Here is an 18,759-nt window from a genome sequence, read left to right as displayed (position 1 = left end):
AGTTAAAACAATTAAAATTTTAAATTCTATAAAAATCAAAAGCCTACGATAAGTTGAGATTGGCGTAAATAAAGGTTTTTATTATGATTGTGTCTAATTTGCCAGTTTTATTAGCAGAGCGCAGAATGAAGGTTGCTGATTTGATAAGGATGACAGGCATTAGTAAATCTACAATGCACAAAATCTATAATGAACAGACTTCGCGAATAGATTTTGAAACCATGGATAAGATTTGTGAAGCACTAGATGTGGGTGTGGGTGAATTATTTACTTATATCCCTAACAAGGCATCAGAAGAAGTTAAATAGGTGGTAAAGAAAAGTTTGGAGTAGAGGTCAAATATCGGAGAAGACAAGATAGTGATATTTTAGGTTGGTCACGTTTTAGTCACCATTTGGTCACCGAGCTTTTTTAAGAAAAAAGAATACTGATAAAAATAGAGCAGCTACAACACGAATCAAATAGAAGTTTTGCGCTACGACCCTTATAAAACGGGCATAAAAAAAGCCCCAATCATAAAGATTGGGGCTTTCGAATCTGGTAGGCGTAACTAGATTCGAACTAGCGACCTCTACCATGTCAAGGTAGCGCTCTAACCAACTGAGCTATACGCCTATTTAGGACATGCATTTTAGCAAGTTTTTAAAACTTTGCAAGCCTTTTCTATCACAATATTAGGTTATTATAAGAATAGCTAATTTTACGCTTTATAATGAAACACTTAAGAGAATTAGAGTGCTCTAAATAGTTTTCACTATCTAAGACAGCTCATAGCTTATAGACTCTCAATATTATAAAAATACAACTTCTTAATCGAGATCATCAGATGACCTTACGTATTCATGCTTTATTTCACACAGATTACGAAGACCTCAGCTTTATTAAGCATTGGGCAGTTCATCATCAGCACACTATTACCTACACGCGTTCTTATAATAAAGACACCTTGCCAGCGCTTGACAGTTTTGACTGGTTAATCGTGATGGGCGGGCCGATGAGTGTCCACGATGAGGACAACCATTCTTGGCTAATTGAAGAAAAACGTCTGATTAAACAAAGTATGGATAGCGGAAAAACAGTGATAGGTGTCTGTTTGGGGGCGCAGCTTATTGCGCACTGCTTGGGGGCGAGCGTAGAGCCGGCAGGCGTAAAAGAAATCGGCTGGCTACCTATTCAGTTGACTAAAGACGCTCAGTCTCACCCTTTACTACAGGACTTACCAAAGCAGCCGTTTACGGTCTTTCATTGGCATGGCGATGGGTTTGAATATCCACAAGGAGCGATTCCGTTAGCAACATCAGCAGCGTGGCCCAATCAAGGCTTTCTTTATCAAACGCCGCAGCAAAAAGCGCTTGGTACTTGGGTTATGGCTTGGCAGTGTCATTTTGAAGTCACCAAAGAAAGCATCGTTAAAATGGTAGCAAATGGCGACAATGCCATTCAAAAAGGGCTAATTAACTATCCTAAAACCGTACAATCACCTACTGAAATCATAACGCTTGGCGATAAATATATTGCCGATAACAACGCGCGCTTAGCAGCCATGCTCAATCGTATGGTAACGACGGCGGACATTTAAACCTAATCTTTCAATCCTAAGAAAACTTAACGGTTTAGCTGCTTTTTACCCCTTTTAGCCGCAAGCCCACCCTTTATTGAGTCTGCTGGTTTGATGCCGCCATTTTTACCCCACCATAGGTAACCAACACGACGCCAAGCGCTATCAATGATGCGCCCAAAAACAACCCTTCAGGCGGACGCTCGCCTTGTAAAAAAATAGCAACCGGCACACCAACCACCGCCCCAACTGAGCCTAATAAACTGAGTAGTACGGGGCCGCCGGTTTTTTGTAGTAAGAATAACAATAAAAACTGTCCAGCAAAAACGAAAGCCTGCACGGCAATCAACCCTAACGGCAACATCTCAGCTAGCGGAACGGCAAGAGAATAATTAGGTAAAATACTAAACAAGCCAAGTAGCACGGATGCGGCTATCAGCATACCCGGTGCCAGCGCGCTCGGAGAGAGATTATCAGGCCAATATAAGGTGCGATAAATATTACCAATCGCCAATAACACCGGACCACAAAGCGCTAGCCCAATCCAAAAAACACTGGCATCGGGCGCAGCGAATTTACGGACGGCGAGCACCCCTGCGCCGGCAAGTGCCGCGACCACGCCAAGCGCGCGCAGCTTGGTAAAGCGCTCTATTCTTAGGATGATAGCGGCAAGATACGTCAATAGTGGCGGCAGAGAAATAATCAAGGCGACAAAACTGGCGCCGACATGCGGAATAGCGGAGAAGAAAATGAGATTGGAGCCTGCCACACTCACCAACGCCGCAACCAAATAATAGCTCAAGGTTGGTTTGCTTAACGGCGGCAGCTCGTGGCGTAACAACGCATAACTAAATAAAATAAACGCCGCACCTGTGATAGACCAAAACAGAAATGCCAGCGGCGTCAGACCGACCTCACCTGCTAATTTGGCTAGATTGGTAGAAATACCGATCAATCCGCCACCCGCGATGAGACACAGCACAGGAATGAGCCATGCTTTTTTATCTTTAGCTATAGATTGCGGCGCTGACTGACTCATAGACTACCTTAGTGTTAAAACAGCGGCTTTATTCATCGTCATTAGCGCTATTACTATTTTATTGACTTAGCATTATTATTAGCTTTTATTTCATCACGATAGATGAGCGCTCGCGCCAATGCAACCATAAACGAGTATCAAGCTCATATTGATGATAGTTTGGCTCCATATGACAGCAAAGTTGATAAAAGGCCTTGTTATGCTCTTGCTCCTTAAAATGCGCCAACTCATGCACCACGATCATACGCAAAAACTCGGGCGGCGCTTCTTTAAATAGGCTGGCTACCGTGATGCTATTATGTGATTTTAGCTTACTGCCTTGCACGCGCGATTGATAGGTATGAATACCAAGTGCTTGATTGAGCACTGCAAGTTTACTGTTATAAGACACCTGCGACAGCGGGCTACTCTTACGCATATACTGATTTTTGATTTCATTACTATATTGATATAGCGCTTTATCGCTTTGTATTTGATGACGGTTTGGATAGTTTTTATCCAAATACTCACCCAGCCTGCCCGTACTAATCAGCGTCGCCGCTTGGCTTTGAATTTGCTCAGAGTAATGCGCGATATACTTTAATGTGGTCAATGTATTTATCCTTGACGTTTCAATGTTTAACGATTAATAATGCTTGTTTACTTAATGTGCCACCGAATTAGACAATAAATTCATCACCACTACCCCACCAACAATCATCGCAATGCCGATGATCGCTGCTGTATCGAGCGTTTGCTTAAAAAAGAACAGTCCTACCAGTGAAGTCAATACGATACCAAGCCCGCCCCATAACGCATAAGCTATACCAATAGGGATGGTTTTTATGGTTTGGGTCAATAAGTAGAACGAAATCGCATAAAGCACCGCCATAATCAGCGTGGGCACAAAACGCGTAAACTGCTCTGACTTGACCAAAAAGGTAGTGCCAATGACTTCGCAGACAATAGCGATGGCAAGGTAACCGTAAGCAATCATGGTTGGACTCATATTTAGGGCACCTATATCGGTTAGAATATGTTTTAAAAAAAATAAGGAGTTAAAAAGCTTCAAATCAAAGCAAAAATGATAAAAAATCTGGGCTGACTATTTTATAGGTTTATATGGGTGCGTGAAATAGAGATTTTAAGGGTTAAAGCAATATAAGGTTTTTCTTTAGTTTCAAATAGATAGTCTTACCAAACTAAGGAATAAAGTAAGTTATAATAATATTAAGAAAAATTAATTTTTATACATATTTTAGCAGCAGCAACCATCGTCACCGTCAATAAAGTCGCCGCTTTAACAAGAAACACCCACAATTTTATCCTATTTATAATTATATTTATTATTTATCGCCTAATAAGGTTGACAGCCCAGAACTACTTGGCTAAAATGTGCCCCACATAACGCAAACAAGATAAGCAATCGCACCTACCAAAGGCTTTGTAAAACTTGTTTAATTAACCGTTATCACAACTTATTCTCCAATAGCTCAGTTGGTAGAGCAACGGACTGTTAATCCGTGTGTCCCTGGTTCGAGCCCAGGTTGGAGAGCCATATTCTAAAAGACCTTCATCAACTATTTGATGGAGGTTTTTTTATGGTCGCTATTTAATCCTTAATAGCTTACCTTATTCACCAATACAATATTCATACGGCGACGGTGTTCTTTTAGCAATTTTTATTGTATGGTAAGAAGAGCTGTGACCAAGTTCGTTTTTGTCTGAGTGTTTTATTCCTACTCACTAAAAGTAATGGTTTATTATGATACCTGTTCGTATAAAAAATAAATTCTCTGATCATCCACAAAAAATCACGCGTCCGATCAGTATTCGCTTGTCTGAAGAAATGATTAGGTTATTAGAGTCTACCTCAGCAGAGCTGGGCTTTAAACGTATCCAAGGCTTGATTCGTCTATACATTCGTCAAGGGCTGGATCGCGACCATCAAGATTATACCTTGGCGCATGATGAAGTGTTTATTGAAAGCCTACGTAAGCGCGGGGTCAGCCAACGTATCATTGATGAGGCGATTGTGGTCACGCATAATAATACCACCACTCACCCGCTGTCTGAGCTGCAAGATAAAGAGTAGCACTTGGCTTATCATACATACAAAAAAAAGACTAAGTTTGCTTAACGGCGCTTGGTCTTTTTTTTGCTATTTAATTTGAACTTGCTACATAAAACATGCCCTTCTTAATACGCTTAATAACATCGAATACCCATTAGCGATAAACAAACATACAAAATTATCATAAGCGCTATATTGATAGGCGCTATATTGGTATAAAAGTTATTAGTATCTATATGGGTTGAAAAGGAGGCATATGATGATTGGTTTATATAAACACGCAGGCCGTGCACGCTATATAAAAAAGGCCATGTTATTGGCATTTACTGTAGCGATGTTGCCAGTTATCAATGGCTGCACACAGCCGCCAGCAGATCCAAGCAGGCAGACCATACCAACCAACTCTGACCAATGGCAAAAGAAGCTTGGCGATACGTTTGAGCGGTTGCCTGAGGCTGACAGACAGCTCTTGAGCCGTTATATGCTACGTATGAAGCTCAGCGGCGCGTATGAGTCCGGAGCGATGCCACGTATCACCATCAAGCAAGCCCTTATCCAGCAGCGTGAATATGAGCGCTTGCATCCAAACAATCCTACTGGCAAAAAAAGCCCGATTGTCACCAGTCCGCAAGTGCACACTGCCAAAGCACAAAATTACCCTGTCGCTTTACTCCCCGTAAAAACCAGCGATAGCGATAGTCTAAACCAAGTAAAACTACAGTTTATGCTGTCAAACCACGGTAAGGTAGCGATTAAAAGCTTTAAGGGTAAGCTCACCATGCAAGAGGCCAATTTGACCAAAAGTAAAAGCTTTAATGTACCGTTGACCCAGTTCCAGCCACCAATCGAACCTGAACAGTCTGGCAAAATCATCATCGAAAGCAGTATTGAAGATATCAATGTCATGCGCGCGATTAAAAATCATACGGACATACACATTGAGATTAGCGAAGGCACACTGGTATTAATGGATGGGCAAGAAGTAGAGTTTGAGCAAACGCTGGCGAAATAATAGAGAGTTCATATAGTCCATTCAAAACAAAATCGATAGGGGCATAACTATGTGCGACTGGTATAAATTTTCCTTGCTTGCGCTAGTGCAGAGGCTGCGGAAAATTCATCCCAGTCGCTCGGCACGGTATCGGGTTTAAAATAAACCAACTATAGAGTGCCCGCTAAGTTAAAACCGCATTTATGCAAACATAAAAAAGCCCCAATCAATAACTGATTGGGGCTTTTTCGAATTTGGCGGAGACGGAGAGATTCGAACTCTCGAAGGGCTATGAACCCTTGCCGGTTTTCAAGACCGGTGCATTCAACCGCTCTGCCACGTCTCCATTGGTGCATCATTATATAGATATCATCGTATAATGCAAGCGCTTCATATTAAAAAAATGAAATTAATTTACAGCCAGTTTTAAATCAATGACTTAGCGTGCGCCAAAATTTTTTACCCCGTGCTTTTTTTAAAACATTTACTGCAAACCAGGTTATTTACTTAAAGCGAGGTGCAAGCACATATCAAGCAGCCTGTTGGCATAGCCCCATTCATTGTCGTACCAGGCAAACACTTTATATTGCTCGCCCACTTGCATCAATTGCTGCCCATCGATAATCAGCGATTCTGGCTGATGGATAAAGTCACTGGAAACGAGCGGCTCATCAGTATACGCCATGATATTTATCAAATCACCAAGGCTAGCAGCTCTTAACTTTTCTCGTATCGCATCGACGCTGACATCCGGCGTATCAAAGACAAACGTCACATCAATCGCCGCCACATCAATGGTCGGTACGCGTATCGAGTGACCGTTTATCTTCCCTACCATCGCAGGCAATACCCGTTCTGTCGCAGCAATACTACTTGAGGTGGTCGGAATAATATTATAACCAGAGGCGCGTGCGCGTCTTGGGTCTCGGTGCGCTTGATCGAGCACTGTCTGGTCAGCAGTCACAGCATGAATCTCGGTCATCATAGCCGACCTAACGCCAAATGCCTTATCAAGCGTATCAATCAGCGGTACTAAGGCCTGCGTGGTACAAGAAACGCTCGAGATAATCGGCAGCTTGCGTGTGAGCTCAGCGGTATTGACGCCCATGACAATACAAGCATCGACATTATCAAAGGGCGCAGCACCAATAATGACTTGCTGTGCACCCGCTGCTATATGTAGCTGCGCCTGCTCATAAGAGCGAAAATGCCCCGTACACTCTAGCACTACATCGATACCAAGCGTGCGCCATGGTAGGTTTTTTGGGTCAGCTTCTGAGAGCATTTTGATGCAGTAGGTCAGATTATTCTTAGTCAAACACAGCTGAGTATTGTTTTTATCGTCTAAAACCTCTGCACTGACGCCAAGTCGGCTTAAGCGACCATGAGTACTATCGAATTTTAACAAATGCAATAAGATATCAGCCGATGCCAAATCATTAATCGCCACTACATGGATAGCGCGCCCCAACACCTCAAAGCGCTCTAACAAGGCACGCAGTACATTACGTCCAATACGGCCAAAGCCATTGATAGCAATCCTCAAGGGCTGCGTATGCTCGCCTGTCGCATGCGTAAGCGCCACTCTAGGTTCGGCGTTCAATTGGTAAGTTGCGCTAGAAAAATCAGGTATAACGTCAGACATAAAAGGGTATCGCTATAAAGAGATATAAAAAGAGTGGCGCGCTACATTGAATATTATCAGCATAATGACGGTCTATCTTTAGAGATTTTTTCTCACCGATTGGATGCTACGGCGTAATAAAAATTAATGCCAAACGAATGGTATTGTAATCAACCGCTTGTTTTAGATGCTCAAAAATTGGACGCAGCTTAACACTGCCATCATCGTTAAAGTCATTAGGGTTATTGGCGACCTTAATGGCCACATAAGCGTTGCCAACCGCCGTCATCACTTCATCGTCTGGGCGCAGATGATCACACGCCAAACTTGGATCTTGCGATTTTAATTCTGCAATATGGCGCATAATGGTCGATTGCGACAGCTGCCGCGCCTGCGAAATCTCGGCAATCGATAAGCTCTCTTCTAATAAAATTCGCGTCGCCAGCAAGGTGCTGTCCGATTTATCAGAAACTTGATTACCAAGTTTCTGTTTTTTATCTATCTGCGCTTGCTGTTGCTCGCGGCGTTTTTTCTGCAAATTGGCATACGCTTTAATCACTGACTTACTAAGCGTGCCGCCTGATTTTAGAATAAATTTCTCATGCGCCTGCGTCATGCTTTCTTCATCGAGCATGGCATAATTGGCATCCGCTTCCTCTGACAGTGCCAAAAAGCGTTTATCGGCGCCGCGTGCCAGCGGATCAAGCTGCAAGCTCATGTCATTCATACCGAGCAATTGCAAACCTGCCAGCGACTTTAAGCGTGACAATGCCACATAACCTTGCCCAAGCTCAAAAGTGCGCGATAAATCAATCTCGGCCGCCTCAAGGGTCATGCCTTGCGATTTATGAATAGTAATCGCCCAAGCCAAACACAGCGGCACTTGTAAGTAGCTTGCCAGCACGTCGCCGGTTTCGTCTTCGATGATCCACTCTTCAGGCTCAGCGATGACTTCACGACCTGAGTTTAGTCGAACTACAGGCATTTTTTGCGTGGTTGGTTTTTTATCTTTTGGTTTTTCCTTACTTTCTTTATCTTTTTTGGCTTTGTTTTTCGTATTCTTAGCAATAGCATCTTGCGCAGTATCTTCAATCAAATCATCGCTCGTATCTTTACTATCGTCAATTTTTACCGCAGCAAAACCAATCAGCTCACCCATGGTACCGTTGGACACACCAAGCTCAGTGTTGTTTTTGATAAACATTACCTTAGCACCAACTTTTAGAATCAGCTCATCTTGGGTGCGCACAGTCTTTTTGAGCGTCTCAACCAGTTTGCTATCACCTGTCGCGGTGGCCTCAAACCGCATGGTTTCGCCTTCAAGCGCTGCCAGTTCTTTATCATTGATTTTATTGACGTTGAGGTTGTGGGTATATAGACGGGTGCGATTGATATCGACGTTTTGATCAAAGGTAGCTTCCAATGCCGCAATCGCCTCAAAAGTGACTTCTTGTCTGCGAATCTGATTGAGAATATCATCCAAATCGAGACCACCATTAGCGGCCTCACTGACTTGCCGATGCTGCTCGGATAAATAACAAATATGGAACTTAGCATCGAGCCAGGCCTCAGACATAAAAGCAAACTTTTCTCGGTTACTCTCACCCTTACTTCCAATCGGTGGTAACTGAAAAAAGTCCCCTGCAACCACCACTTGTATACCACCAAATGCAGCATCGTTTTTTCGCACATGCTTGAGCACTTGGTTGACTAGGTTAAGCTGCTTGGCATGCAGCATGGAAATCTCATCGATGATCAATACCGCCGTGTCTTTTAATCTGTCTGCTAAAAACTGCTTACGCGATAAATTGGTCAAATCACGATCAGACAACTCGTCTTTGATGCCTATACCCGACCAACTATGGATAGTCGTGCCGTTCATGTGTGTCGCCGCGATACCCGTACTAGCAGTCACAGCAACTGGCACACGGCGCGCGCGTAAGTAATTGATGTACTGGTTGAGAGTATAAGTTTTACCTGAACCTGCTGAGCCAGTCAAAAACACATTTTGACCTGTTTTTAAGATATCAAGAGCAGAAGATTGACGCATATATCCAAACCAACCAATAACATAAGAAAAAGGAAACTACCGTCGTAGCATCATAATGGTAGCAATTATAACAGCTGTACCAAGTTTTCGAACCAATTTAAGCAGATACTTATGCATAACCTAAATTTATGAAACAACCTGATTTGCTTTACTAAAAGTAACTATCCTTATACGCCAATCTCAACTTATCGTAGGTTTTTGATTTTTATAGAATTTAAAATCCTAATTGTTTTAACTGTAATTTTAAAAACTAAGTAAACCAATACCTTAGAAAAATAAGTTGAGAATGCGGTATCTTTATGTATAAAAGTTCAGTAGGATAGACTGACAACCTGATCAGGGAGATCCAGCAAAACCGTGCAAGTGACTTTATAGATATGACCTCAAAAGATCATATATCAAAGGCTTGAACGTTTATTTGCTTTATAAATTAATACAACAAGGAGTCGTTAATGCTACACGCCTATCCCAATACAGAAAACAGCCCCGTCCAATTCCGCGAAAAATATGACAACTTTATCAATGGTGAGTGGGTCGCACCAGCCGATGGAGAATACTTTGACAACACCAGCCCCATTGACGGTAAAGTCATCTGCCAAGTCGCCCGTTCAAAAGAAGCGGATATTGAAAAAGCCTTAGACGCTGCTCATGCTGCCAAAGACGCTTGGGGCAAAACCAGTGTCGCTGAACGTGCCAATCTACTGCTCAAAATTGCAGATAAGATGGAAGCCAATTTAGAAGCCATCGCCATTGCCGAAACGTATGAAAACGGCAAGCCTGTACGTGAAACCCTAGCAGCAGACATTCCATTAGCTGTCGATCACTTTCGCTATTTTGCCAGTGCCATTCGTGCACAAGAAGGCGGCCTCAGTCAAATTGATGATGACACGGTTGCTTATCACTTCCATGAGCCACTTGGTGTCGTCGGCCAAATTATCCCATGGAACTTTCCGATCCTCATGGCAGTATGGAAGCTAGCCCCTGCGCTTGCTGCTGGTAACTGTATAGTACTCAAGCCTGCAGAGCAAACGCCTGCCTCTATCCTATTTATGCTAGAGACGATCGGGATTGCTGATATCTTACCAAAAGGTGTCCTCAACGTGGTCAACGGTTTCGGAGTTGAAGCTGGTAAGCCGCTTGCCTCCAATCCACGTATCAATAAAGTTGCCTTTACTGGTGAGACGACTACTGGTCGCCTAATCATGCAGTACGCCAGTGAAAACATCATTCCAGTTACCCTAGAGCTGGGTGGTAAGAGTCCAAATATCTTCTTTGCTGATGTCATGGACGAAGACGATGATTTTTTGGACAAAGCGGTCGAAGGTCTAGTGATGTTTGCGCTTAACCAAGGTGAAATCTGTACTTGTCCGTCGCGCGCGCTGGTACATGAGAGTATTTATGATGAATTTATCAAACGCTGTGTCGAGCGTGTTGAAGCCATCAAAATGGGCAATCCATTAGACACTGACACCATGATTGGTGCACAAGCCAGCTCAGACCAGTTAGAAAAAATCTTATCTTATCTGGATATCGGTAAAAAAGAAGGCGCGAAAGTCTTGGTTGGCGGCGAGCAAGCCAAACACGATGGCGAGCTTGGCGACGGTTATTATGTGAAACCGACCATCTTTGAAGGCACTAACGACATGCGCGTGTTCCAAGAGGAAATCTTTGGACCAGTACTTGCCGTCACGAAATTTAAAGACGACGAAGAGGCCATGAGCATTGCCAATGATACCATATATGGTCTTGGTGCTGGAGTCTGGACACGCAGTGTACATAAAGCCTATCGCTTCGGACGTGGCATCCAAGCAGGTCGCGTGTGGACCAACTGCTACCACATCTATCCTTCGCATTCTGCATTTGGTGGCTACAAGCAATCGGGTATCGGCCGCGAAAACCATCTAATGATGCTCGACCATTATCAGCAAACCAAAAACATGCTGGTTTCTTATAGTCCCAAAAAGATGGGCTTCTTTTAAGCCTGTCTGTCACGCACTTTATGGCAGCCACCATAAAATAATGAGTTGGTAGATATGACATCTATCAACTCACCATCCACGATAAGGAGAATGCAACGTGAGTAATAAAATGAAAGCTGCGGTTCTGCATGAGTTCAACCAACCTCTGCAGATTGAAGAAGTTGATATCCCTACCCCAGGTCCTGGTCAAATTGTAGTAAAAATGCAGGCATCAGGTGTCTGTCATACCGACCTGCACGCTGTCGAAGGCGATTGGCCAGTCAAACCAAGCCCCCCGTTTATCCCTGGTCATGAAGGTGTCGGCCTGATCACTGCTGTGGGTGAAGGTGTTAAGCATGTTAAAGAAGGCGACCGTGTCGGTGTGCCTTGGCTCTACTCTGCCTGTGGTCACTGTACGCATTGTCTAGGCGGCTGGGAAACCCTGTGCCTAAGTCAAGAGAACTCTGGTTATTCAGTGAATGGTAGCTTTGCAGAATACGTATTGGCAGATGCTGACTATGTTGGCATTATTCCTGAGAGCGTTGACTCTGTTGAGATTGCACCAGTTCTATGTGCGGGTGTGACGGTATATAAAGGTCTGAAAATGACAGACACCAAACCAGGTGATTGGGTCGTCATTTCAGGTATCGGTGGACTTGGTCACATGGCGGTACAGTACGCCATTGCCATGGGACTGAACGTTGCTGCTGTTGATATAGATGATGAAAAGCTCGATTTTGCTAAAAGACTGGGCGCAAAAGTCACGGTCAACGCAAAAAACACCGACCCTGCCGAATATCTACAAACAGAAATCGGCGGTGCTCATGGTGCGCTCGTGACAGCAGTATCGTCTAAAGCATTTGACCAAGCCTTAGGCATGTTACGACGCGGTGGTACTTTGGTCTGTAATGGTCTACCAACGGGCGACTTCCCTGTCTCTATCTTTGATACCGTTCTAAACGGTATTACCATTCGTGGCTCAATCGTTGGTACACGTCTAGACCTACAAGAGTCGCTAGATATGGCAGCGGAAGGTAAAGTAAAAGCGACTGTTGCCGCTGAGCCACTTGAAAACATCAATGACATTCTTGATCGTATGCGTGATGGTAAGATTGAGGGTCGCATCGTCATTGATTACTCTATGTAGACATGTCAATTATGTGAGACATTTTTATTTTTTAGAAATTATCTCGATAATTACGACGTTTGGTCACAAATAACAGGTCGTATCGTTTTCAGCCACATGCTATTAATGATGTGAGTGAAGATGATACGACCTTTTATATTTTACCGATTAGTTTGGGTAAAAGTTTAAAAATAAGGAGCACGTTATGAAACTTGAAGCGACAGAAGCCTGCGTTGCGTTAATTGAGCTATTAAAGTCCAAACACGGTGACCTGATGTTCCATCAATCTGGCGGCTGCTGCGATGGCAGCTCACCGATGTGTTATCCGCTGGGTGAGTTCAAAGTTGGTGGTCAAGACGTACTCGTCGGTGAGCTTGCTGGTTGTCCATTTTATATGGGTAAAGCCCAGTATAAACTCTGGCAACATACTGATTTAACTATCGATGTAGTCGATGGTCGTGGTGCGAGTTTTTCACTGGAAATACCTGAAGGCAAACGCTTTATTGTGCGCTCTGAAATATGCGCCATTGAAGATTGAATGAATGCCTAGCGTCAGTATTCTGTTAGGTCTATACTAATCAATGACCTATATACTGGAAAGCTAGCTCTCCAGTTTGATTGGCATGGAAGCTATAAGGAATATAAAAATGGAATTTGACGCAAAATTTGACTACGTCATCGTGGGCGGCGGTTCTGCAGGCTGCGTCCTTGCCAGCCGTCTGACAGAAAATCCCGATATCAGTGTGTGTTTATTAGAGTACGGCGGTGAAGGCAAAGACCTTGCGATTCGCGTACCGGCAGGTTTAATCCTTTTAGTACCAGGCAAACCGCTAAAATCAAACAATTGGTGCTTTCATACTACGCCGCAAACCCATCTTAATAATCGACGCGGCTTTCAACCGCGCGGTCAATGCTTGGGCGGCTCATCCGCCATTAATGCAATGATCTATACTCGCGGCAGCGCGCTTGATTATGAGCGCTGGGTTGAGCAAGGCTGTGAGGGTTGGGGCTTTGACGATGTGCTACCTTACTTTATTAAAGCTGAAAACAATGTCCACGGCGCGGATGAACTGCATGGCGATAGCGGCCCTTTGCACGTCAGTAATTTATTAAGCCCGCGTGAAATCTCAAAAGCATTTGTAGAAGCGGCTGTCGCTAATGGCTTGGAGCACAATCAAGACTTTAATGGTAAAAAACAAGACGGCGCAGGACTATATCAAGTCACCCATTTTCATGGTGAAAAACAAGGTCAACGCTGCTCTGCGGCCGCCGCCTATTTACACCCCGTACAAAAAAGTCGGCCAAATTTAACCGTTATCACCCACGCCCAAGCCAACCGTGTCATCTTTGAAGACAAACAAGCCGTTGGCGTCGCTTATGAAAAAGACGGCGTCGAGCATACAGTAATGGCACGTCAGGAAATTATTTTGTCAGGTGGCGCTTTTGGTTCGCCGAAAGTTTTGATGCTATCTGGTATTGGTCCTGCCGAGCACTTGCAGGCGCACGGTATCGATGTATTGGTCGATGCGCCCGAGGTTGGCGGTAATCTACAAGACCATTTAGACGTGGTATTTGATTACGAGGTCAATACTACCGATGTGATCGGTATTGGTATGGCAACGCTCTCAACCTTGTCTAAAAGCATTCGCCAATGGAGAAAAGATGGCACAGGGCTACTATCTACCAACTACGCCGAAGCTGGTGCGTTCTTTAGCGTTGGTGACGCCCCAAAAGAGTGGCCAAATACCCAGCTGCATTTTGTCATATCTCGCGTGATTGAACACGGTCGTGACCTTAGACGCGGTTTTGCTGTTTCTTGTCACGCCTGCTACTTGCGCCCTGAAAGCCGCGGTACGGTTAGGCTTGCGTCAGCTGACCCCTCAGAGTGCGTATTGATTGATCCCAACTTCCTCTCCCATCCTAAAGACGTAGAATACATGGTGGCTGGTGCAGAGCGTACCCGAGCGATCATGCAAGAAGCCCCAATCGCAAAATACATCACCGAAGACTACCCTGCTCCGTATATTGAAAAAGATGGCATGCTTGGTTATATTCGTAATAGATCAGATACCATCTATCACCCTGTTGGTACTTGTCGCATGGGCTCAGATGATCGCTCGGTCGTAGATCTGGAGTTAAAAGTGCGCGGTGTAAGCGGACTGCGTGTCATCGATGCCTCAGTCATGCCAACCTTAATCAGCGGCAATACCAATGCACCTACTATAATGATCGCCGAAAAAATGGCTGACTTCATTAAAGCAAAACATCATCACGCTGAGCAAATCGCATCATAGAAAAAATAAGTAAAATATTTTACGGCAAGCGCTTTTATCTCATAACTTTTCTATTGAAAATAGCACTTACATTCAAAAATACAGATATTAAAACGGGACATTTTCTATCAAATTAAATATATTGATACCTTGCGTTACAACTGCGTAAGGTAGTATATTTAAACCGCTTATTTATATCGATATTTATCGCAGCCCACAATTTGAGTTAAAAACACCTGACTTATTTTCGTTTTGCATAGGTGCTGTATAGAATTGAGGAAGCATTGAAAAAAATAAGCAACGCCTTACTCTACTGTTTACCACAACAAAGAAATAAGGCATCACTTATGACTCGCACCAAGCTCAACGATGAACTTTGGTACAAGCTATTTATTATATTGCGACAAATTAACGTATATAACAAGCCCAATCTAAGACGTACCGTTGAAGGCATGCTGTACCTCATAAGAGTAGGCTGTCCATGGCGAGACTTACCTTCTTATTTCGGTCATTGGTCTCGCATATATCATCAATACCGTTATTGGCGTAAAACCGGTAAATGGCAAAAGATCATGAAAATAATCACAGCAAACTATGATAGTGAATGGTTATTTATAGACGGTAGCGTGGTCAAAGCTCATCAGCATAGTTCAGGTGCAGCCAGTCATCTTGATGAGGCCATTGGTAAAAGTGTTGCAGGTAATAGCAGCAAACTGCACTTAGTGGTCGATGCTTGTGGTAACCCTATACATGTTGAGCTGACAGGTGGGCAAGTGCATGACGCTAAGATGGCAAAGACGTTGATAGATAGCACGATTAATAACCAGACTAAAGCGGTGATTGCAGACAGGGGCTACGATAGTAGTGATATTAGAGAGTGTATCTTCAAGCCCTGTGCTGAGTCAGTCATACCCGTTAAGTCGAACTCTAAAAACAGCAACAATGACACACTAGACTGGTATTTGTATCGTTGCCGTCACTTGGTAGAAAACGCTTTTGCTAGGTTGAAACATTTTAGGGGCATTGCCACGCGATATCATAAGCTCAAAGATAGCTATGCAGCAGCGGTAATGCTTGCTTGTGTCTTTATCTGGTTGCCACTCATTTGAATTCTATACACACCCTAATATCACCTAATTAATATTCACCACACCGCGGCACTTAGGAAATTGACTGCAACCAAAAAAGGGCTGACCTTGCTGCTGACCTTTTTTAGCAACGCGCTTGACCATCTCACTATTACACTTCGGGCAAGCGGGAGTATTATCAGAAATGATTGACGCTTCAACTTGCTCGATAATAGAAGGCTCCTTAGTAGCAGCTTTCTCTATCTTCGGCTCTGATTCCAAAACCTCAAATGGGGTAATAAAGACAGAATCATCATTAATCAGTTGAGAGATAGGCAGAACATTGCTAGAAGGGACAAACGGAGCGTCGCTCGCTTCAACTTCCGTTTGCCCAGACCCTCGCAGTACTTCTCTGATTTGAAGAATGGTCTTTTTAGGAGGTTGTTTTACTATTAATTCAGGCACAGGCTGATTCGCTGATATAGTAACTGACTTAGCATTTGGTTTATCACTAGCTTGCTTGTTTGACGGATTATGCTTCTCTTTTAAATAGGCTTTATGCGCTCTGTTAGTACGCCAAGACTTGCTAAATCGATTGTTTTCAATTTGCTCAACAATGGCTTTGACTTCTTCATCGGTAAGCATTTTATCTTGTTTTTTCTTAATATAACCCCAGTTCGGGATAAGCCACATTGTAACTCATTGATACTATTTACAATGTGGCTACCTGTCTCTGCTGAGGCATGTTTTTGATGGTGGGTTTATAGGGAAACCAGCAATAAGCAATCAAACCTGACAGCAAGTTTGTGATAAACCCCGTCACACTACGATGGCGTGAGTGTTCGATTTGGCACAAGTTTTTAAGCTCTCCAAACACCGTTTCAACCAAAGAGCGATGATTGAGTAGTGCCTCATCCATAGGCTCAAGTAATTGGGGTTTCATATTACGCCGAAGTTTAGTTATCAACGTGGTATCACTATGTTTTGTGAGCCACTCGTTTAGGGCTTTACTGATATAGCCTCTATCCCCAAACACCTTGCCAAATACAGGTGTTGCCATATCCTTAACAGGCACTCTGTCATCCGTATTACCCGCAGTGACTTTAACAGATACAAGCTCGCCCTTATGATTGATAATGGCGTGCAGCTTAAAGCCGTAAAACTAGCCCATGCTGCTTTTGCCTCGGGTTGCAAGTCCCTTAAAGACTTTATGACGGTAGATACGCTTGTTATGACAAACTGCTATCTTGGTTGAATCAATATAGCTGATACCCGTACAGTCGCCCATCATGCTTTGCAAGTAGCTGCACAGTGGCATGATACTGCGCGGCACAAGCTCTATAAATCGCGAGTAGCTCGGCAGGTTTGGAAACTCCCGTTTCATCATGCCATGCATATGGTGGTAGTAAAAAGACTTAAACTGTCGATACCGCAGTTGATGAAACAGTACCAAGATGGTCATCATCTCTGCTACACTTATCTGGCATGCTCTTAACCTTTGGTGTCCCGTTGCGATTAAATGAGCGTCAAACTCAGGTTTGAATTGCTGATAAAAGTCGTCAATATGGCAGTATAGTTCGGTTAGGTTGTCCATGTAAGAAGTCCTTGTTGTGAAGTTTGTCTTGGTAAACTTACTTTAGCAACTTTGGACTTCTTTTTTATCTTTTTTTTGAGCGCTTATCCCGAACTGGGGTTAATATAAGATGCCATGCCGCTCGTCAATACATGCTCAGGTAGTTCATCGCGAGTTTTAAGCTCACACTCGCCGATAAAGGCAATCATCGAATGAAAATAACTCATCTCCAGTTCTAATAAATCAGACAGCGTTTTTATATGCAAATAATTTTGCCGCAATGGATTTTGAAATTTATACTTGCGACCCATAATGACTTGCGTCCACTGTCTTTGCTTCTCATTACCAAAAATCCAGCCTTTATAGTTTTTGGTTTCGATGACAAAGATGCCATACCTAGAGACGATGACATGGTCAATTTGGGTGCTGCCGCCATTTGCTAATGGCAAAGTGATATTGTTTAGACGATGATAAACGTCTTTTTCAAGTTTTAGCCACATGGCTACATTGATGACGGTCTCGCCGACGATCTACTATATAAAAAGTCATATTGGTTATTTTAAGCGATAAGCCAGTATAAGACTTACTTCTAAATCGCTCATAACTTTAATAATACATTGAAACAGCACAATTGTAGTAGGCTATCGTATTATTATTTCAGCTATAACGCTCAGTTGTGCCCTAAAAGCATGTTCAATACTGACGACTTTAATACCACCCTTTGGATAATACGTATGAATACTCGCGCCGCCTCTTTGTTAAAGATTACGCTTGGTACCTCTTTATTATTATCTTTGCCTATAATGGGAGTCGCCGCCAACACGATGCCACAAAAGTGGAAACTGGACGTGCCTAAGACCAGTGCTGATTTTGAGGTCAAGTATTTAGGCAAGGCGACCACTGACGGTAAGTTTCGTAAAGTAAATGGATCGATCAATTATGACGTCAAAAAGCCTGAGAGTACGACCATTAATTTTACCGTGCATACCGATAGCATCGATACCGAGCGCAAGCTACGTGACAGTTTTTTGCGCCGAAAGGAGCTGCTCAATACGCAGCAGTATCCAACGATGACATTTGTTTCAAAAAAGATCAAGATGATTACACCGAAACAAGCAAATGTCACGGGCGATTTTACCGCTTTAGGTCAAACCAAACCGTTAACGGTAAGAGTGACTTTATCTGATGTAGAGATTGACCCCGCCACCTCTAAACCGACGTTAAAGTTTCGCGCGACAGGCATGGTCGATCGCTATAACTACGGGGTGACAGCCTTCCCGAAACTGATTAGCAATATCATTCCGCTTGAAATATCAGGGAAGCTGATTGCAGCCAATTGATTAAGTGACAAAAAACCCAACTTAGAATTTCTAAGTTGGGTAGATAAGGGAGTTTCCCAAACTTTGTGTAACTGCTTATAATCCACTAACAGGAGAATAAGCAATGA

General features: G+C 43.4%; 17 protein-coding genes, 3 tRNA genes and 1 pseudogene. 11 read left to right on the top strand and 10 right to left on the bottom strand.

Annotation, left to right across the window (positions count from 1 at the left end; translation table 11 throughout):
- The first annotated feature begins 83 nt into the window (after positions 1-83).
- The gene (locus tag CXF58_RS05795; protein ID WP_041773282.1) at positions 84-308 is read left to right on the top strand and encodes a helix-turn-helix domain-containing protein; all 225 of its coding nucleotides are present in this window, start codon (positions 84-86) and stop codon (positions 306-308) included.
- A gap of 230 nt (positions 309-538) precedes the next feature.
- On the opposite strand, the gene CXF58_RS05790 is transcribed toward CXF58_RS05795, so the two are convergent.
- A tRNA-Val gene (locus CXF58_RS05790) sits at positions 539-615 on the bottom strand.
- A 211-nt stretch (positions 616-826) separates the two neighbouring features.
- On the opposite strand from CXF58_RS05790, the gene CXF58_RS05785 reads away from it, so the two are divergent.
- Positions 827-1,579, top strand: a complete 753-nt coding sequence (locus tag CXF58_RS05785) for a type 1 glutamine amidotransferase (protein WP_068408356.1) — start codon at positions 827-829, stop codon at positions 1,577-1,579.
- Positions 1,580-1,652: 73 nt separating this feature from the next.
- Here CXF58_RS05785 and CXF58_RS05780 read toward each other — a convergent pair whose 3' ends face one another.
- From CXF58_RS05780 to CXF58_RS05770, 3 genes are all read right to left on the bottom strand, one after another.
- Positions 1,653-2,597 (bottom strand): DMT family transporter, encoded by a 945-nt coding sequence (locus tag CXF58_RS05780; RefSeq protein ID WP_102076868.1) that lies wholly within the window; start codon positions 2,595-2,597, stop codon positions 1,653-1,655.
- 85 nt (positions 2,598-2,682) lie between these two features.
- On the bottom strand, positions 2,683-3,189 hold the full coding sequence (locus CXF58_RS05775) for a M48 metallopeptidase family protein (protein ID WP_102076867.1): 507 nt from the start codon (positions 3,187-3,189) through the stop codon (positions 2,683-2,685).
- A 51-nt stretch (positions 3,190-3,240) separates the two neighbouring features.
- A complete protein-coding gene (locus tag CXF58_RS05770; RefSeq protein WP_082894398.1) occupies positions 3,241-3,585 on the bottom strand; it encodes a DMT family transporter in 345 nt (114 codons plus the stop codon).
- 473 nt (positions 3,586-4,058) lie between these two features.
- Here CXF58_RS05770 and CXF58_RS05765 point away from each other — a divergent pair.
- The 3 genes from CXF58_RS05765 (at position 4,059) to CXF58_RS05755 (ending at position 5,662) form a co-directional block, all read left to right on the top strand.
- Positions 4,059-4,134, top strand: a tRNA-Asn gene (locus CXF58_RS05765).
- 207 nt (positions 4,135-4,341) lie between these two features.
- On the top strand, positions 4,342-4,671 hold the full coding sequence (locus CXF58_RS05760; RefSeq protein WP_068408103.1) for a CopG family transcriptional regulator: 330 nt from the start codon (positions 4,342-4,344) through the stop codon (positions 4,669-4,671).
- A gap of 235 nt (positions 4,672-4,906) precedes the next feature.
- Positions 4,907-5,662 (top strand): hypothetical protein, encoded by a 756-nt coding sequence (locus CXF58_RS05755; RefSeq protein ID WP_226928858.1) that lies wholly within the window; start codon positions 4,907-4,909, stop codon positions 5,660-5,662.
- 234 nt (positions 5,663-5,896) lie between these two features.
- Here the strand turns inward: CXF58_RS05755 and CXF58_RS05750 are convergent.
- The 3 genes from CXF58_RS05750 to CXF58_RS05740 all read right to left on the bottom strand — a co-directional run bounded on the left by CXF58_RS05750 (position 5,897) and on the right by CXF58_RS05740 (position 9,315).
- A tRNA-Ser gene (locus CXF58_RS05750) sits at positions 5,897-5,987 on the bottom strand.
- A gap of 153 nt (positions 5,988-6,140) precedes the next feature.
- On the bottom strand, positions 6,141-7,274 hold the full coding sequence (locus CXF58_RS05745) for a type I glyceraldehyde-3-phosphate dehydrogenase (RefSeq protein WP_102076869.1): 1,134 nt from the start codon (positions 7,272-7,274) through the stop codon (positions 6,141-6,143).
- A gap of 118 nt (positions 7,275-7,392) precedes the next feature.
- Positions 7,393-9,315, bottom strand: coding sequence for an AAA family ATPase (locus tag CXF58_RS05740; RefSeq protein ID WP_102076866.1), 1,923 nt, complete (start codon positions 9,313-9,315; stop codon positions 7,393-7,395).
- Between the two features lie 452 nt (positions 9,316-9,767).
- Between CXF58_RS05740 and CXF58_RS05735 the strand changes: the two genes are divergently transcribed.
- The 5 genes from CXF58_RS05735 to CXF58_RS05715 all read left to right on the top strand — a co-directional run bounded on the left by CXF58_RS05735 (position 9,768) and on the right by CXF58_RS05715 (position 15,781).
- A complete protein-coding gene (locus CXF58_RS05735) occupies positions 9,768-11,294 on the top strand; it encodes an acetaldehyde dehydrogenase ExaC (RefSeq protein ID WP_102076865.1) in 1,527 nt (508 codons plus the stop codon).
- A gap of 97 nt (positions 11,295-11,391) precedes the next feature.
- Entirely contained in the window at positions 11,392-12,420 is a 1,029-nt protein-coding gene (adhP, locus tag CXF58_RS05730; protein ID WP_228706549.1) for an alcohol dehydrogenase AdhP, read from the top strand.
- A gap of 184 nt (positions 12,421-12,604) precedes the next feature.
- Positions 12,605-12,937 carry a DUF779 domain-containing protein gene (locus tag CXF58_RS05725; RefSeq protein WP_068408108.1) on the top strand — a complete coding sequence of 111 codons (333 nt, stop codon included), beginning with the start codon at positions 12,605-12,607 and terminating at the stop codon, positions 12,935-12,937.
- 109 nt (positions 12,938-13,046) lie between these two features.
- Complete coding sequence (locus CXF58_RS05720) at positions 13,047-14,693, top strand: GMC family oxidoreductase (protein WP_102076863.1); 1,647 nt, start codon at positions 13,047-13,049, stop codon at positions 14,691-14,693.
- A gap of 326 nt (positions 14,694-15,019) precedes the next feature.
- Positions 15,020-15,781, top strand: a complete 762-nt coding sequence (locus tag CXF58_RS05715; protein ID WP_102076862.1) for an IS5 family transposase — start codon at positions 15,020-15,022, stop codon at positions 15,779-15,781.
- A gap of 24 nt (positions 15,782-15,805) precedes the next feature.
- Here the strand turns inward: CXF58_RS05715 and CXF58_RS05710 are convergent, their stop codons facing one another.
- The 3 genes and pseudogenes from CXF58_RS05710 to CXF58_RS05700 form a co-directional block, all read right to left on the bottom strand.
- A complete protein-coding gene (locus CXF58_RS05710; protein ID WP_102076861.1) occupies positions 15,806-16,432 on the bottom strand; it encodes a topoisomerase DNA-binding C4 zinc finger domain-containing protein in 627 nt (208 codons plus the stop codon).
- A gap of 19 nt (positions 16,433-16,451) precedes the next feature.
- A pseudogene (locus CXF58_RS05705) lies at positions 16,452-17,333 on the bottom strand (IS982 family transposase).
- 83 nt (positions 17,334-17,416) lie between these two features.
- Positions 17,417-17,812 (bottom strand): nuclease-related domain-containing protein, encoded by a 396-nt coding sequence (locus CXF58_RS05700; protein WP_228706548.1) that lies wholly within the window; start codon positions 17,810-17,812, stop codon positions 17,417-17,419.
- A 234-nt stretch (positions 17,813-18,046) separates the two neighbouring features.
- Between CXF58_RS05700 and CXF58_RS05695 the strand changes: the two genes are divergently transcribed.
- Positions 18,047-18,652 carry a YceI family protein gene (locus CXF58_RS05695; RefSeq protein ID WP_102076860.1) on the top strand — a complete coding sequence of 202 codons (606 nt, stop codon included), beginning with the start codon at positions 18,047-18,049 and terminating at the stop codon, positions 18,650-18,652.
- Positions 18,653-18,759: the final 107 nt, after the last annotated feature.

It is taken from the genome of Psychrobacter sp. Sarcosine-02u-2 (assembly GCF_002836335.1).
Taxonomy (GTDB): domain Bacteria; phylum Pseudomonadota; class Gammaproteobacteria; order Pseudomonadales; family Moraxellaceae; genus Psychrobacter; species Psychrobacter faecalis.
The sequence above is the reverse complement of the archived record's forward strand: the minus strand, read 5'-3'. Positions and strand labels throughout refer to the sequence as shown.

Excerpts from the sequence above, each read along its gene's own strand:
- CXF58_RS05795 (WP_041773282.1), top strand. The coding sequence starts at position 84 with ATGATTGTGTCTAATTTGCCAGTTTTATTAGCAGAGCGCAGAATGAAG.
- CXF58_RS05785 (WP_068408356.1), top strand. The coding sequence starts at position 827 with ATGACCTTACGTATTCATGCTTTATTTCACACAGATTACGAAGACCTC.
- CXF58_RS05780 (WP_102076868.1), bottom strand. The coding sequence starts at position 2,597 with ATGAGTCAGTCAGCGCCGCAATCTATAGCTAAAGATAAAAAAGCATGG.
- CXF58_RS05770 (WP_082894398.1), bottom strand. The coding sequence starts at position 3,585 with ATGAGTCCAACCATGATTGCTTACGGTTACCTTGCCATCGCTATTGTC.
- CXF58_RS05760 (WP_068408103.1), top strand. The coding sequence starts at position 4,342 with ATGATACCTGTTCGTATAAAAAATAAATTCTCTGATCATCCACAAAAA.
- CXF58_RS05755 (WP_226928858.1), top strand. The coding sequence starts at position 4,907 with ATGATGATTGGTTTATATAAACACGCAGGCCGTGCACGCTATATAAAA.
- CXF58_RS05740 (WP_102076866.1), bottom strand. The coding sequence starts at position 9,315 with ATGCGTCAATCTTCTGCTCTTGATATCTTAAAAACAGGTCAAAATGTG.
- CXF58_RS05735 (WP_102076865.1), top strand. The coding sequence starts at position 9,768 with ATGCTACACGCCTATCCCAATACAGAAAACAGCCCCGTCCAATTCCGC.
- CXF58_RS05725 (WP_068408108.1), top strand. The coding sequence starts at position 12,605 with ATGAAACTTGAAGCGACAGAAGCCTGCGTTGCGTTAATTGAGCTATTA.
- CXF58_RS05720 (WP_102076863.1), top strand. The coding sequence starts at position 13,047 with ATGGAATTTGACGCAAAATTTGACTACGTCATCGTGGGCGGCGGTTCT.
- CXF58_RS05715 (WP_102076862.1), top strand. The coding sequence starts at position 15,020 with ATGACTCGCACCAAGCTCAACGATGAACTTTGGTACAAGCTATTTATT.
- CXF58_RS05710 (WP_102076861.1), bottom strand. The coding sequence starts at position 16,432 with ATGTGGCTTATCCCGAACTGGGGTTATATTAAGAAAAAACAAGATAAA.
- CXF58_RS05700 (WP_228706548.1), bottom strand. The coding sequence starts at position 17,812 with ATGTGGCTAAAACTTGAAAAAGACGTTTATCATCGTCTAAACAATATC.
- CXF58_RS05695 (WP_102076860.1), top strand. The coding sequence starts at position 18,047 with ATGAATACTCGCGCCGCCTCTTTGTTAAAGATTACGCTTGGTACCTCT.